Source organism: Pelomonas baiyunensis (assembly GCF_043555935.1).
In the GTDB taxonomy this organism is placed as follows: Bacteria; Pseudomonadota; Gammaproteobacteria; order Burkholderiales; family Burkholderiaceae_C; genus Pelomonas; species Pelomonas baiyunensis.
Window position 1 is genome coordinate 814,479 of the sequence record NZ_JBIGIB010000001.1, and the last position, 14,089, is coordinate 828,567.

13 protein-coding genes and 1 tRNA gene are annotated in these 14,089 nt (G+C 67.6%); 7 read left to right on the plus strand and 7 right to left on the minus strand.

The window, feature by feature from the left end; translation table 11 throughout:
- Positions 1–15: 15 nt before the first annotated feature.
- The 4 genes from ACG01O_RS03615 to ACG01O_RS03630 are packed head-to-tail and all read right to left on the minus strand — an operon-like array spanning position 16 to position 3,663.
- Positions 16–1,995, minus strand: coding sequence for a S9 family peptidase (locus ACG01O_RS03615; RefSeq protein WP_394381465.1), 1,980 nt, complete (start codon positions 1,993–1,995; stop codon positions 16–18).
- A complete protein-coding gene (locus ACG01O_RS03620) occupies positions 1,992–2,588 on the minus strand; it encodes a GNAT family N-acetyltransferase (protein WP_394381467.1) in 597 nt (198 codons plus the stop codon). Before ACG01O_RS03620 ends, ACG01O_RS03615 begins: the two co-directional genes overlap by 4 nt.
- Entirely contained in the window at positions 2,585–2,809 is a 225-nt protein-coding gene (locus ACG01O_RS03625) for a hypothetical protein (protein ID WP_394381469.1), read from the minus strand. Before ACG01O_RS03625 ends, ACG01O_RS03620 begins: the two co-directional genes overlap by 4 nt.
- Entirely contained in the window at positions 2,809–3,663 is an 855-nt protein-coding gene (locus ACG01O_RS03630) for an AAA family ATPase (RefSeq protein WP_394381471.1), read from the minus strand. Before ACG01O_RS03630 ends, ACG01O_RS03625 begins: the two co-directional genes overlap by 1 nt.
- A gap of 99 nt (positions 3,664–3,762) precedes the next feature.
- Here ACG01O_RS03630 and ACG01O_RS03635 point away from each other — a divergent pair, with 99 nt between their 5' ends.
- The 4 genes from ACG01O_RS03635 to ACG01O_RS03650 all read left to right on the plus strand — a co-directional run bounded on the left by ACG01O_RS03635 (position 3,763) and on the right by ACG01O_RS03650 (position 9,502).
- On the plus strand, positions 3,763–4,407 hold the full coding sequence (locus ACG01O_RS03635) for a c-type cytochrome (RefSeq protein WP_394381473.1): 645 nt from the start codon (positions 3,763–3,765) through the stop codon (positions 4,405–4,407).
- 132 nt (positions 4,408–4,539) lie between these two features.
- A complete protein-coding gene (locus tag ACG01O_RS03640; protein WP_394382499.1) occupies positions 4,540–5,826 on the plus strand; it encodes a cyclic di-GMP phosphodiesterase in 1,287 nt (428 codons plus the stop codon).
- A gap of 56 nt (positions 5,827–5,882) precedes the next feature.
- Positions 5,883–7,451, plus strand: a complete 1,569-nt coding sequence (locus ACG01O_RS03645; RefSeq protein ID WP_394381475.1) for an ABC transporter substrate-binding protein — start codon at positions 5,883–5,885, stop codon at positions 7,449–7,451.
- Positions 7,452–7,576: 125 nt separating this feature from the next.
- On the plus strand, positions 7,577–9,502 hold the full coding sequence (locus ACG01O_RS03650; protein WP_394381477.1) for a hypothetical protein: 1,926 nt from the start codon (positions 7,577–7,579) through the stop codon (positions 9,500–9,502).
- A 91-nt stretch (positions 9,503–9,593) separates the two neighbouring features.
- Here ACG01O_RS03650 and ACG01O_RS03655 read toward each other — a convergent pair.
- Positions 9,594–9,683, minus strand: a tRNA-Ser gene (locus ACG01O_RS03655).
- Between the two features lie 32 nt (positions 9,684–9,715).
- Positions 9,716–10,540 carry a symmetrical bis(5'-nucleosyl)-tetraphosphatase gene (locus tag ACG01O_RS03660; protein WP_394381479.1) on the minus strand — a complete coding sequence of 275 codons (825 nt, stop codon included), beginning with the start codon at positions 10,538–10,540 and terminating at the stop codon, positions 9,716–9,718.
- 141 nt (positions 10,541–10,681) lie between these two features.
- Here ACG01O_RS03660 and ACG01O_RS03665 point away from each other — a divergent pair, with 141 nt between their 5' ends.
- From ACG01O_RS03665 to ACG01O_RS03675, 3 genes are all read left to right on the plus strand, one after another.
- Positions 10,682–11,986: a hemolysin family protein gene (locus ACG01O_RS03665; protein WP_394381481.1), complete on the plus strand. Its 1,305-nt coding sequence runs from the start codon at positions 10,682–10,684 to the stop codon at positions 11,984–11,986.
- Positions 11,983–12,717 carry a SapC family protein gene (locus ACG01O_RS03670; protein WP_394381483.1) on the plus strand — a complete coding sequence of 245 codons (735 nt, stop codon included), beginning with the start codon at positions 11,983–11,985 and terminating at the stop codon, positions 12,715–12,717. The genes ACG01O_RS03665 and ACG01O_RS03670 overlap by 4 nt, the downstream gene beginning before the upstream one ends.
- Before the next feature lie 216 nt (positions 12,718–12,933).
- Positions 12,934–13,620, plus strand: coding sequence for an N-acyl amino acid synthase FeeM domain-containing protein (locus tag ACG01O_RS03675; RefSeq protein WP_394381484.1), 687 nt, complete (start codon positions 12,934–12,936; stop codon positions 13,618–13,620).
- On the opposite strand, the gene ACG01O_RS03680 is transcribed toward ACG01O_RS03675, so the two are convergent.
- Entirely contained in the window at positions 13,563–14,048 is a 486-nt protein-coding gene (locus tag ACG01O_RS03680) for a hypothetical protein (protein ID WP_394381486.1), read from the minus strand. The two genes, ACG01O_RS03675 and ACG01O_RS03680, sit on opposite strands and share 58 nt — an antisense overlap.
- Positions 14,049–14,089 lie beyond the last annotated feature (41 nt).

Sequence of the window (14,089 nt, forward strand, 5' to 3'; positions counted from 1 at the left end):
CGGCCTCCTGCGGCGTCAGCCGGCGTAGCGCTTCAGCCAGGCAAAGAACTCCCCGTACCAGAGCCGGCTGTTGCGGGGCTTGAGCACCCAGTGGTTCTCGTCCGGGAACCACACCAGGCGCGAGGGCACGCCCTGGCTCTTGAGGGTGTTGTAGTAGGCCAGGCCCTGGGCGTCGGGCACGCGGTAGTCGAGTTGGCCGTGGATGACCAGCGTGGGCGTGGCGAAGTGCTGGGCGAAGCTGTGCGGGCTTTGTGCGGCGACCTTGGTGGGGTCTTCCCAGTAGGCGGCGCCCAGTTCCTTGCGGTGCCAGGTGTAGGCGTCGTCGGCGTACATGGCCTGCCAGTCGTAGCAGCCGGCGTGGCACACGTAGGCCTGGTAGCGGCCCGCGGGCACGTGGCCGTTCATCCAGGCCACCATGTAGCCGCCGTAGCTGCCGCCAGTGGCCACGATGCGCTTCTTGTCGACCCAGCGCTTTTTCAGCAGCCAGTCGGTGCCGGCCTCCACGTCCTGCAGTTCGTACTCGCCCCAATGGCCGGTGATGCTGTCCAGGAACTCGTGGCCGAAGCTGGAGGAGCCGTGGTAGTTCACGCAGGCGACCACGTAGCCTTGCGCTGCGAACGCCTGGTGGTTCCAGCGCCAGTGCCAGCTGTCGCCGAACGCGGTGTGCGGGCCGCCGTGGATGACGTGCATCACGGGCCACTTTTTCTTGGGGTCGAAGCTGGGCGGGTAAACCAGCCACATCTGCACGTCGTCACCGCGCGCGCCGGTGAGGGTCACTTCCTCGTGGCGGCCCCAGGCGTGCCCGTTCAGGCGCGCGTCGTTGAGCGTCTCGATGCGGCGGATGCCGTCTTCGCTGAGCACCGACAGGCGCGGCGGGAACTGCACGCTGTCGTGGTTGACTACCACGAAGTCGGCCGCGCAGGCGAAGCTGCCCACATGGCCGCCCTCAAAGATCGGCTCGGCCACGCGGTCACCCAGCAGGAACTGCCACAGGTGGCGCCGGCCGCGCTCTTCGGCGGCCAGCAGCACGCTCTGGTCGTCCGCCGTCCAGCGCAACGGTGCGGCCACTTCGTGGTCCCAGTCGTCGCTGAACACGGCCCAGTGGCCTTGTTGGTCCAGCACGGCCAGGCGGTTGGGCTGGTTGTGGCCCCGGGCCTGGTGGCTGGCCAGAAAGGCGAGGTGGGCGCCGCCGTGGCTGTAGCGCGGCGCGGTGAAGTCCCAGTCGGCGTCTTGCAGCAGTGGCGTGACCTTGCGGCTGCGCACGTCGATCTCGGCCAGCGCGTAGCGGCCGTCCAGGCGCTTGGCGGGGTCGGGGTCGAAGGCGAAGGCGATGCGTCGGCCATCGGGGGCGATGTCGAAGGTGGTCGCGTCGGGCTCGGCGCGGCTCAATTCCCACGCTGTGCCTTCGAACAGGTCCTGCGTCTTGCCGGTCTCGACATCCACCACGTGCAGGTGCGGCACGCGGCCCATGGGGATGTGGTGGTCCCAGAAGCGGTAGGTGGCCTCCTCGGTGACGTAGGCGCTTTCCTTGCGGGCCTTGAAGTCCTTCAGCGCTTGCGGCTGCGCGCCGGCTTTGAGTTCAGGCCACACCCAGGAGACGAAGGCGATGTGCCGGCCGTCCGGGAACCACTTGAAGCTCTCCACGCCGGTGGCGATGGGCCCCACCCGGCGCGCCTCGCCGCCGTCGGGCGGAATCACGTAGAGCTGCGGCGCTTCGTCTCGCAGGCCGCCTTGATCGCGCTTGGCGGTGAAGGCGATCAGGTCGCCGCGGGGGCTCCACTGCGGCGCGCCGTCTTTCTCGCCCGCTTCGGTCAGCCGGCGCGGTTCGCCACCCAGCGTGGAGAACAGCCACAGGCTGGCCTGGGCTTGGTTGGTGTCCATGGCGTAGCGGGTGACGCTGACCACGGCCTGGGCGCCGTCGGGGCTGAGGCTGGGGTCGCCAATGCGGTCCAGCGCCCACAGGGCATCAACGTCGAAGGGGCGGGGTTTGCTCATGGGCGGGGGCGGCTCAATTGCCAGTTCAGGTGGGCCTTGACCTCGGGCCATTCGCCCGCGGTCAGGCTGTACATCACGGTGTCGCGCACGGTGCCGTCGCGGCGCATCATGTGGTGGCGCAGCACGCCGTCGCGCTTGGCGCCCAGGCGTTCGATGGCGCGCTGCGACGCGTGGTTGAAGTTGTCGGTGCGCCAGCCCACGAGTTGCGCGCCCAGCGTGTCGAACGCGTGGGTGAGCAACAGCAGCTTGGCGGTGGTGTTCACGGCACTGCGCTGCACGCGCTGGGCGTACCAGGTCCAGCCGATTTCCAGACGGCTCACGGCGGGCACGATGTCGTGATAGCTGGTGGAGCCCAGCACCTCGCCGGTAGCCGCGTCCAGCACCGCAAAGGGCAAGCGGTGGCCGGCGGCCTGGCCGTCGAGCGCCGTGCGCACGTAGGCGGCGGCTTCACCCGGGGCGGGCACGCTGGTGAAGCGCAGGTTCCACAGCTCGCCGTCGGCGGCGGCCGCCTCCAGGCCGGGCGCATGCTCCAGGGTCAGGGGCACGAGTCGCACCGGCCCCGCCTGCAAGGTGGTGGGCAGCACGGGCTTCATGGGCGGTCTTTCAGCAGCAAGCGGCGCGCGACGAAGCGGCCGAGGCCGCAGCCGCCCACGATGAGTGCGAGGCCCAGCAGTTGCTGGGCGTTCCATTCGCTGCTGGCGATGAAGTCGATGCCGAACTGGCGGCCCAAGCCCCAGCCGGCCAGCGCGCCACCGACAAAGCCGATGGCGTCGGCCAGGCCCTCGCGCATCGCGCGGTCGAAGTCCTGCGCCATCAGCGGTTGTTCCGCTGCATGAACACCAGCTTCTCGAACAGCGTCAGGTCCTGTTCGTTCTTGAGCAGGGCGCCCACCAGCGGCGGGATGCTGACCTTGTCGTCCTGGGCCTGCAGGGCGTCCACGGGCACGTCTTCGGCCAGCAGCAGCTTGAGCCAGTCGATCAGCTCCGAGGTGCTGGGCTTCTTCTTGAGGCCCGGCAGGTTGCGCACGTCGTAGAAGTTCTTCAGCGCCGCGGCGAGCAGGTCTTTCTTCAGCGTGGGGAAGTGGACGTTGACGATCTTTTGCATCGTCTCGGCGTCCGGGAACTTGATGTAGTGGAAGAAGCACCGGCGCAGGAAGGCGTCGGGCAGTTCTTTCTCGTTGTTGGACGTGATGATGACCAACGGCCGGTGCTTGGCCTTCACGAGTTGCCGCGTCTCGTAGACGTAGAACTCCATGCGGTCGATCTCGCGCAGCAGGTCGTTCGGGAACTCGATGTCGGCCTTGTCGATCTCGTCGATCAGCAGCACCGTGGGCTGCTCGGCTTCAAAGGCCTGCCACAGCACCCCTTTGACGATGTAGTTCTCGATGTTGCGAACGCGCTCGCTGCCTTCAATGCCGGCCAGCTGGCTGTCACGCAGCCGGCTCACGGCGTCGTACTCGTACAGGCCTTGCTGGGCTTTGGTGGTGCTTTTGATGTGCCACTGCAGCAGCGGCATGCCGAGGGCGGCGGCCACTTCCTCGGCCAGCATGGTCTTGCCCGTGCCGGGCTCGCCCTTGATGAGCAAGGGGCGCTGCAACGTGGCCGCAGCATTGACGGCCAGCCGCAGGTCGGCCGTGGCGACGTATTGGTCGGAACCTTGGAATTTCATGGGGAAAACCGGGGCAAAACCCGAGCAAAAGGGGGCGCGGGCCAGTATAGGAGCCCTCCTATAATCGCCGCCGCTCAAGCACATCACACCTCCGGGACCATGAAAAAACTGCTGCAGATCTCGCTCGCCCTGGCCACTGCCTTCGGTGCTTTCGCCGCTCAGGCCCAGGATGTGAAGGCTGGCGAAAAGAAGATCGCCATGTGCATCGGTTGCCACGGCATCCCGGGCTACCAGGCCAGCTTCCCCGAAGTGCACAAGGTGCCGATGATTGCGGGCCAGAACAGCAAGTACATCGTGTCGGCCCTGCAGGCTTACGCCAAGGGCGACCGCAAGCACCCCACCATGGGCGGCATCGCGACCTCGCTGACCGAGCAGGACATGAACGACATCGCGGCCTACTACGAGCAGCAAGCCAAGCTGCCGGCCGCTCCCGAGGCCATTCCGCCGGCGCCAGCCAACGTGGCCGAGCTGCTGACCAAGGGCGCCTGCGTGTCTTGCCACGGTGCCAACCTCAGCAAGCCCATCGACCCGAGCTACCCCAAGCTCGCCGGCCAGCATGCCGACTACCTGACCGTGGCCCTGAAGGCTTACAAGACGGAAAAGGGCGCCAAGGTGGGCCGCAGCAACGGCGTGATGGCGGGCCAGGTCAAGCAATTCAGCAATGCCGAGCTGAAGGCCATCGCGGCCTACATCGGCTCGCTGCCTACCGAAATGGCCACCGTGCCGCAGGGTAAGTTCCGCTGATTCGCGCGCTGCCCCGCATCAAGCCGCCTTCGGGCGGCTTTTGTTTTTTCTGAGCCAGTGCCGTGTGGCGTGCATTGCTACACGGCTGGGCCGCGCCCCGGCGGGGATACTTCCAGCGCGATACCGATGGCCATGCTCAAAAAGATTTCAGTCTCAGAAGCGACGCTTGGGATGTACCTCCAGTCTTTGGAAGGTTCGTGGCTGTCGCACCCGTTTTGGAAGACCAAGTTCGTGCTGACGGACCCGGCCGATTTGGCCGCCCTGCAGCGCAGCGGCGTGCCGGCGGTGTGGATTGACGTGAGCAAAGGGTGTGACGTTGGCGAAGACCCAGCCCCAGCCCCGGTGGCTGCGGCGGAGCCCGCCGAGCCGGTGGCGGCGCCCGCAGTGGCCCCCGCCGCGCCCGCACCGGCCCTTTCCGCTGCACCTGCGCCTGAACCTGCGCTGGCGCCCGCCGCACCGCGCCTTCCCACTGCGCGGTTCGAGGACGAAGTGGGTCGCGCTGCCGAGGTGCTGTACCGGTCCAAGCAGGCGGTGACCGCCTTGTTCAACGAGGCACGCCTGGGCAAGGCTGTGGACGCCGAGAGCTGCCTGCCCATCGTGGAAGAGGTGGCCACCTCGTTGGCGCGCAACCCGTCGGCCTTTGTGAGCCTGGCACGGCTCAAGACCAAGGACGACTACACCTACATGCACTCGGTCGCGGTCTGCGGCCTGATGGTGGCGTTGGCCCGCCACATGGGCCTGCCCGACGAACAGGTGCGTGAAGCCGGCCTGGCGGGGTTGCTGCACGACGTGGGCAAGATGCAGATGCCGCTGGACGTGCTCAACAAGCCGGGTTCGCTGACCGATGCCGAGTTCGCCGTGATGCGCAGCCACCCCGAGCGCGGCTGGGAGTTGCTGAAGGACGGCGCCAAGGTGCCGGAGGTGGCGCTGGATGTGTGCCTGCACCACCACGAAAAAATCGACGGCACGGGCTACCCGCACAAGCTGGCCGGCGACCAGATCAGCCTCATGGCACGCATGGGCGCCGTGTGCGACGTGTACGACGCCATCACGTCCACCCGGCCGTACAAAGCCGCCTGGGACCCAGCCGGCTCGCTGCAGCGCATGGCGCAGTGGAAGGGCCAGTTCGATCCGATCATCTTCCAGGCCTTCGTGAAGAGCGTGGGCATCTACCCGGTGGGCACGCTGGTGCGGCTGCAGTCCGGCCGGCTGGCCGTGGTGGTGGACCAGAACCCGACCGCGCTGGTGTCACCGCAGGTCAAGGTGTTCTTCTCCACCAAGTCGGGCATGCCGATTCCGGTGCAGTTGGTGGACCTGGCCGCGCAAGGTTGCACGGACCGCATCGCGGGCCGTGAGCCCGCCGAGAACTGGAACTTCGGCCACCTCGAAGACCTCTGGAACCCCAACAGCAAGCGCTGAGGCGGGTCAGGCCTTTGCGGGCCTCCTAAACTGACTGCTGTGCAGTGGGAGACCCGATGATGAAGCGATGGATGGGCGTGGCCTTGGTGGCCTGGGCGTGTGGTGTGTCGGCGCAAACGCTGCGCTGGGCGACCCAGGGGGACCCGCAAACCATGGACCCCGACTCGCAGAACGAGAGCCTGACCAACATGGTCAACGGCCAGATCTACGAGCGCCTCACCAACCGCGATGCCAAGCTGGCGCTGGTGCCGGGGCTGGCCGCGTCATGGACGCAGACCGGGCCGCTCACCTGGCGCTTCAAGCTGCGCCCGGGCGTCAAGTTCCACGACGGCACGCCGTTCACGGCGGATGACGTCGTGTTCTCGGTGCAGCGGGCCAAGGAACCCACCTCGCAAATTTCGGTGTGGGCCAACGCGGTCGGTGTGCCCAAGCGGGTGGACGACCTGACGGTGGACTTCCAGCTCGCCACCTTCAACCCCATCTTCTTGCAGCACATCGACCAGATCTGGATCTTGAGCCGCAAGTGGTGCGAGGCCAACAAGGCCACCCGCCCGCTGGACTTCAAGAACAAGGAGGAGGGCTACACCGCGCTGCACGCCAACGGCACCGGCCCCTTCGTGCTGGCCAGCCGGCAACCGGGCATCAAGACGGTGCTCAAGCGCAACCCGCAGTGGTGGGGCAAGGCTGAAGGCAATGTGCAGGAGGTGGTGTACACGCCGATCGCGACCGACGCGACCCGGCTGGCCGCGCTGGTGTCGGGTGAGGTCGATCTCGTGCTGGACCCGGCGCCGCGCGACGTGCCGCGGCTGCGCAACACGCCGGGCGTGAAGGTCATCGAAGGGCCGGAGAACCGGCTGGTGTTCATCGGCATGGACCAGTCCCGCGACAAGCTGCTGTACGGCCAGGTGCCGGGCGATAAGAACCCGTTCAAGGACGTGCGCGTGCGCCGGGCGCTGTACGAGGCCATCGACATCGAAGCAATCCGCAGCAAGCTGATGGCCGGCTTGTCTCTGCCCACCGGGGCTTTGACGCCGTCGTCCAACGCCTCGTTCGACGACCCGGCGCTGCAGACCCGCCTGCCGCACGACCTGGCGGCCGCGCGCAAGCTCATGGCCGAAGCCGGGTTCGCCGACGGGTTCGAGGTGACGCTGGACTGCCCAAACAACCGCTACATCAACGACGAGGAAATCTGCACCGCGCTGGCCTCCATGTGGGCGCAACTCAAGGTGAAGGTGAAGGTGAACGCCATGCCTCGCGTGCTGTACTTCCCCAAGCTCGAGAAGTACGACACCAGTCTGTACCTGTACGGCTGGGGCGGCTCGGTGACGGACGCCGAAAGCATCCTGACGCCGCTGTACCGCACCCGGGGCGACAAGGGCGTGGGCACCTACAACTTCGGCGGCTTCCGCAATGACAAGTCGGACACCCTGGCTGCGCAGTCCAGCGTTGAAGCCGACCCGCGCAAGCGCGAGCAATTGGTGCGCGCCGCGCTGACGGAGTTGCGCGAGCAGGTCCACATCATTCCCTTGCACCGCCAGGTGGCGCCGTGGGCGGCGCGGGCGCAGGTGACGGCCGTGCACCGCCCGGACAACTGGCTGGAGCTGGCCTGGGTCCAGATGAAGTGAGTGAGGTCACGCGGGCGTTGACGCGGGCGTAGACGGGGTCAGGCGGGGAACTTGCCCCGTAATCTGAAGACCGCGGCCCCTCGGCTTGGGCACACTGGACGGAGCCTGTCTCCCGACTCTGCGCCATGCCGTACCGCCGCCTTGCTTCGTTCGTGTTGACCCTGTCCCTGGCCGCCTGTGGCGGTGGCGGGGGCAGCAGCAGCAGTGGCAGCGGTGGAGGCACGGCCACGCCCGCCACCCTGAAAGGCGTGGCGGCCACCGGCGCGCCGCTGGTGAACGCACAAATCACGGTGCTGGACGGGCAGGGCAAGTCCGTGGGCACGGCCACCACGCACGCGGCCGACGGCAGCTACTCGCTCACGCTCAGCACCGCCAGCCCGGCGGCGCCGCTGTTCATCCAGGCGCGTGGGCTGGACGCCGCAGGCAACGCGCAGGTCTTGCATTCCACGGTGCCCACGGTGGCGGCGTCCATGGTGGGGCACGTCACCCCGCTGACCAATGCCGTCGTGGCGCTGGCCTTGGGGGGCGACCCCGCCCCGGTGTTTGCCGCCGCCAGCTCCAGCGCCAGCCAACTGACCCAGATGGCCACCGCCACGCCGGCGGCGAGCGACTTCCTCAAGACGCTGCTGAAGAACCAGCTGACCGACCTCAAGTTCACCGACCCCAAAACCCTGGACCTGCTGGCCGACAGCAGCTTTGCCGCCAACAAGGGCGCGCACGACCTGCTCATCGAAAGCGTGCGCGTGGACCTGGGCCGCTCCAGCGCCAAGGTGGTTCAGCTGCTGATCGGCAACAAGTTCCTGGCCAGCCCGGCAGCCGAGGTGGCGGTGGACCTGCCCACGGCGCAAACGGAGCTGCTGAAGACGGCCGGCGCGCCGGCCAACGCGATCTCGTCCACGCTCAAGGCCGCCACCAGCGCCACCAAGCTGTTGGGCAACCTGCCCGGGCTGGACGATCTCGGCGCGGCGCTGAACCAGCTCATCACCCAGGGCCGCGACGCCAGCACCATCCAGACGCACGCGCTGGTGTTGGGCTACGACAAGCACGACAGCCGCACCAAGGCCGACCTCGCCAACCTGCTGGCGGCCTACAGCAGCGCCAACCGGCAGTTCGGACGTTTCCAGTTGCTGGGCTGCGCCGACGACGCACCGACCGGCGGTGACTGCACCAAGGTGCAGGTGGGCGCCTTGATCAGTGACTCCACCGGCACGGTGGTCGATGTGTTTGCCGACGCGGTCAGCTACAACAAGAGCGCCACCACCACCAACAAATGGAACCTGGTGGGCAATGGCCGCAAGCTGGCGGTGTCGGTGCAGCCGCTGGCCTTCCTGGCGCTGGCGTCGGACGGCACGACCAGCTCGGCCGTGGTGCCCAACCCGGGTTACGGGCTGCAGGTGGAAATTCAGGCCCAGCTGTCCGACACGGCCGCCACCAATCCCTCGGGCCAACTGCTGAGCTCGGCCACGCTGCAGCTGCCCGGCGGCTTCGCCATGCCGTTCGGCTATTGCGCCCGGCCCTTGCTGTGCGTGTCGGGCACCACCGGCGCCACCAGCCTCATTCCGACCGGCGGCGTGGGGGACATCGCCATCCAGCGCTCCGCCATCGGCTGGATTGGCAGCGCCGAGAGCGTGCGGGGCGCCAAGTTCCTGGTGAACTACACGCTGTCGGGGGCGGCCGAAAACCGCACGGCCTACCTGCGCAGCGACGTGCTGGGCGACCCGGCCGCGTCGCGCTTTCCGGTGCTGGACGGCGTGAGTGCCACGAGCCCGCTGACCGCCGCCAACCTGCTGGGCGGTACCTTGGCCATCAACTGGGACACCTGGGCGGCGGCCAACCCGGACCTGCGGCTGATCGAGGTCAAGCGCGTCTTCACGCCCACCGCAGGCGGCGCGCCAGCGGTGATGGTCTCGGCGGTGCCACTGCCGGGCAAGACCACGCTGACGTTGAGCACCAGCCACACACCGGTCGGTGCAGAAACCTCGGAGCTGTGGCTGCAAGCGGCCGACGCGCAGGGCCGGCGCTTCCATACCCGCTACACGGCCAAGCCCTGAAGACGACACGGGTGCTCGCGTCGCCCAAAACGACAAAGGCGCCTCGCGGCGCCTTGGGTCAATGAAGCAGGTTTTTGGCAGGTCTTGAACCTGGCGGAAGCGGTGAGATTCGAACTCACGGAAGGCTCACACCTTCGGCGGTTTTCAAGACCGCTGGATTAAACCACTCTCCCACGCTTCCGGGAGCCACGCATTCTATGCGCTCGCTGGCCTTCAGCCCCCAGGGCGTTGGGCCTGTGCGCAGGGCACCTGGATGATCTCGCGCGTGCTCCCGTCGACGCGCGCCGCCGTCAGGCAGCCGCCCCACACGCAGCCGGTGTCCAGCCCCAGCAGATGCGGCCGGTTCAGCAGCCCGAGGGTGGACCAATGTCCGAAGGCCACGGGCGTGTCCGCCGTGCGGCGACCGGGCACGTCGAACCACGGCAGGTGCCCGGCGGGGGCGGCGCCGGCGCCGTCCTTGGTCTTGAAGTCCAGCGTGCCGTCGGGTGTGCAAAAGCGCAGCCGCGTCAGGGCGTTGACCGTGAAGCGCAGGCGGTCGGTGCCGGTGAGGCCGGCGTCCCAGCGTGCCGGTTCGTTGCCGTACATGGCGTGCAGGAAGTCGGCCAGGTCCGGCCCTCGCAGCACGGCCTCCACCTCCTGGGCGCAGGTCAGCGTGTCGTCCAAACTCCACTGCGGCGGCACGCCGGCGTGCACCATCAGCCAGCCGTTGTCGAACGTGGCGAGGTGCTGGTGGCGCAGCCAGTCCATCAGCGCCGCACAGTCGGGGGCCTGGAGGATGTCGTCCAGCGTGTCGCCGGCATGGGGGCGGCGCACCCCGTGGGCGGCCGCCAGCAGGTGCAGGTCGTGGTTGCCCAGCAGCGACGTGGCGGCGTCGCCCAGGTCGATCAGACGGCGCAGGGTGCGGAGCGATTCCGGCCCCCGGTTGACGAGGTCGCCCAGCAGCCACAGCCGGTCGCGCGAAGGAGAGAAGTCGAGGGCTTGCAGCAGTCGCTCCAGGGCGCCGCAGCAGCCCTGGATGTCGCCGATCAGGTAGTTCATGCGGCCCATTGTCCCGGCGTCGCGCCTGCGCCCCACCAAGCAAGGGATCGCACGATGGGCGGTGTCACGGGCTTCTGATAGTCTTCCGGGCTTCGTTTTGACCGCGCGCCGCCTGGGGGTTTCCCTGTTTTGGCGCCTTCGATGGATACCGCTCTCGTTCTCTTCCTGATCATTCTCAACGGCGTGTTCGCCATGTCGGAGATGGCCCTCACCGCCAGCCGCAAGGCGAGGTTGCAGGTGATGGTGGAAAGCGGGGAGGGCGGGGCGCAGGCCGCGATGGACCTGCACGAGAACCCGACGAAGTTTTTGTCGACGGTGCAGATCGGCATCACCGGCATCGGCGTGCTCAACGGCATCGTGGGCGACGCAGCGTTCTCCGGCCCGCTGTCGGTGTGGTTGAGCGAGACCTTCCACCTGCACCCTCACGCCACTGAAATTGCGGCCACCGCGCTGGTGGTGGTCATCATCACGCTGCTGACCATCGTGTTCGGAGAGCTGGTGCCCAAGCGCATCGGCCAGATTTACCCGGAAACCGTGGCGCGCCTGGTGGCGCCGACGATGAATTTCATCTCCATCGCCGCGCGCCCGCTGGTGCGGCTGTTGAGCGTGACGACCGAGGCCACACTGGGCCTGCTGGGGCTGCGCAACAAGGGCCAGCGCGGCGTGACGGAAGAGGAAATTGCCGCCAGCCTGGAAGAGGGTCTGGACGCGGGCGTCATCGAGGAGCACGAGCACCAGATGGTGCGCAACGTGTTCCGGCTGGACGAGCGGCAGATCGGCTCCATGATGATTCCGCGTGCGGAAATCGCCTGGCTGGACGCCGAAGCCACGCCGGCCGAGGTGCTGGCCGTGCTGCGTGAGCACGGCTTCAGTCGCTACCCGGTGTGCCGCGGCAGCCTGAGCGAGGTGGTGGGCGTGGCGAGCGCGCCGGCCCTGCTGGCAGGCATGCTGGAAGGCCAGGCGCTGGACCTGACGGCGGGCCTGGAGCCGCCGCTGTTCGTGCCCGAGACGCTGTCCGGCATGGAACTGCTGGAGCACTTCCGCGTGTCGGACGCGCCGCTGGTGTTCGTGGTGGATGAATATGGAGAAGTGCAGGGCGTGATTGCCGTGCGCGATGTGTTGGAAGCCATTGCCGGGGAGTTCAACGCCCCAAGCGATGGCGATGCCTGGGCGGTGAAGCGCGAGGACGGAAGCTGGCTGATCGACGGCCTGATTCCGGTGCCCGAGCTCAAGGACCGCCTGGACCTGAAGGAACTGCCTGAAGAGGACCGTGGTCGCTACAACACCCTGGCCGGCATGATCATGCTGCTGCTGGGGCGCTTGCCGCGCACGGCCGATGTGGTGGAGTGGGACGCGTGGAGATTCGAGGTTGTGGACCTCGACGGCAAGCGTGTAGACAAAGTGCTGGTCAGTCGCCTGGCCGAACCTGGAGAGAAAGAATCATGAGCAAACCCCCGATGTACGGCGACCTGATGCCGCTGGACCGCGAAGTCCACAAGAACCTGAAGCTGGACACCAACCAGTCCGTCGTGAGCCGTGTGGCCGACCAGAACTCCGTGTTCCTGGCGGCCGTCGAGTTCGGCGATGCCTGCAAGGAATACCCCATCGTGTTCGTGCGCGCTGGCAACGCCGGCCCGGACAACAAGGCTGCGGTCGCCCCGCTGGCCGTGCTCGGCCTGCGTGCCGGCTCGAACCTGTTCGTGAAGGACGGCAAGTGGACCGGCAGCTACGTGCCGGCCTACGTGCGCCGCTATCCGTTCCTGATGGCGCGTGTGGACGACACGGGCAACAACATGGCTGTTTGCTACGACACGCAGTGGCCGGCCTTCAACGAGACCACGGGCGAGCCGCTGTTCAAGGATGGCGAGCCGACCGAGTTCCTGCTCAATGCGAAGTCCTTCCTGGAGAACTTCGAGCAGGAAGCCGAGCGCACCCGACTGATCTGCGAGCTGCTGGTGGACCTGGACCTGCTGCAAGGCATGCGCTTCGAGGCCACGCTGCCCAACGGCGAGAAGATCGACGTGGAAGGCTTCCTGACGCTGGACGAGAAGAAGTACGCCGAGCTGCCGGACGACAAGGTGCTCCATCTGCACCGCAACGGCTTGATCGCGCTGATCGAGATGCACCGCCTTTCGCTGGGCAACATGAACCAGCTGGTGGCTCAGTACGCCGCCTGATCGACGCTCCGCGGGCTGGCGGACACGCCGGCCCCTGGTGCTGAATCCAGGCCACGCTGTGCGTGGCCTTTTTTCTTGGTGCGGGCTGCGGCAGGGGCGGGCTACCCCCTACTCCTAGGGAAAACAGATGTATCGGTTTGTGAACATTCACAGGCCGGAGGGGAATCAATCCCTAGACTCCGCCGCTCGGCGCGAAGGGCGCCCAGGACTCCAAGCATGATCTCGATCTTCCAGGAAAGCCGTCGTATGCCGTTGAACCCCAATGGCGGACCCGCACTCGAACTCGACAGCGACTTCGGTTCGCTCGAGGGCGACGCCTACGACCTGGTGGAGCGCCGCTACGGTGACCGCGGCTTGGCCATGTCCAAGGAGCGCTTCAGCAGCCGCAATGAAGATGGCGACATCGTCTGCACCGCCCGCGATGGCGAGCAGATCGTGGGGACGCTGTCGGTTCGCTTTGACGGCGTGGGCGGCCTGCATGCCGACATGCTGTTTGCCGCCGAGCTGGCGGAGTGGCGCTCGGCCGGGGTCAAGCTGTGTGAATTCGGCCGGCTGGCCGTGGACCGCCATTCCTTCAATGCCAAGCGGGTGCTGGCACAGGTGTTCCACCTGGGCTACTTGCATGCCCACCGCAAGGCGCGTTGCGACCGGCTGGTGATCGAGGTCAACCCGCGCCACGTTGCGTTCTATCGCCGCTACCTGGGCCTGCTGCCCTACACCACGGCCCGCCACAACCCGCGCGTCAATGCGCCGGCGGTGCTGATGAGCATCGACTTCGCCACCGTGCGCGAAAAGATCGCGCTGTGGGGCGGCCGCCCGGACATGCTGGCGCAAGCCCGCTGCCTTTACCCGTTGGCCTGGGACGAGGCGACCGAAGCCTCCATGCTCGCCAAGCTGCCCTGAGCCAGCAGCGCCACCGGCGCGGTGCGACCCGGGGCGCGGTGGCGCAACTGCAGCGCCACGCGGGGGGCGGTGGCAAATTCCTGCTGCAAGCGTTGCAGCAAATCTTCCCGGTCCGGCCGTGGCGCCCCGCAGGAAATGCGTGAGGCAATGGCGAGGTCCAGCGCGCCCTCCAGTCCATTGCTCTGCACCGAGTAAGAGGTGTGATGCGGGTGGCCGTGGCGGTCCTTCCAGGTGGCCACCACGCGCAGCACGGGCCCCACGGTGCGCATCACCCATTCAAAGCGGATCCCGGCCGTGCGTGTGCGGCTGCGCTGCATGAGCCGGCCGGTCTGGCTGCCGCCCACACGGCGAGCGGTCGGCCCGTGATGGCCGGGCAGCGCGCGGTCCGGGGTTGCGGTGTGGGGCGTGGGGCGCGAAAACGAAGCCATGGGCTCGCTCCTGGAATGAGGGGGTCAGCCCCGCCGATTGC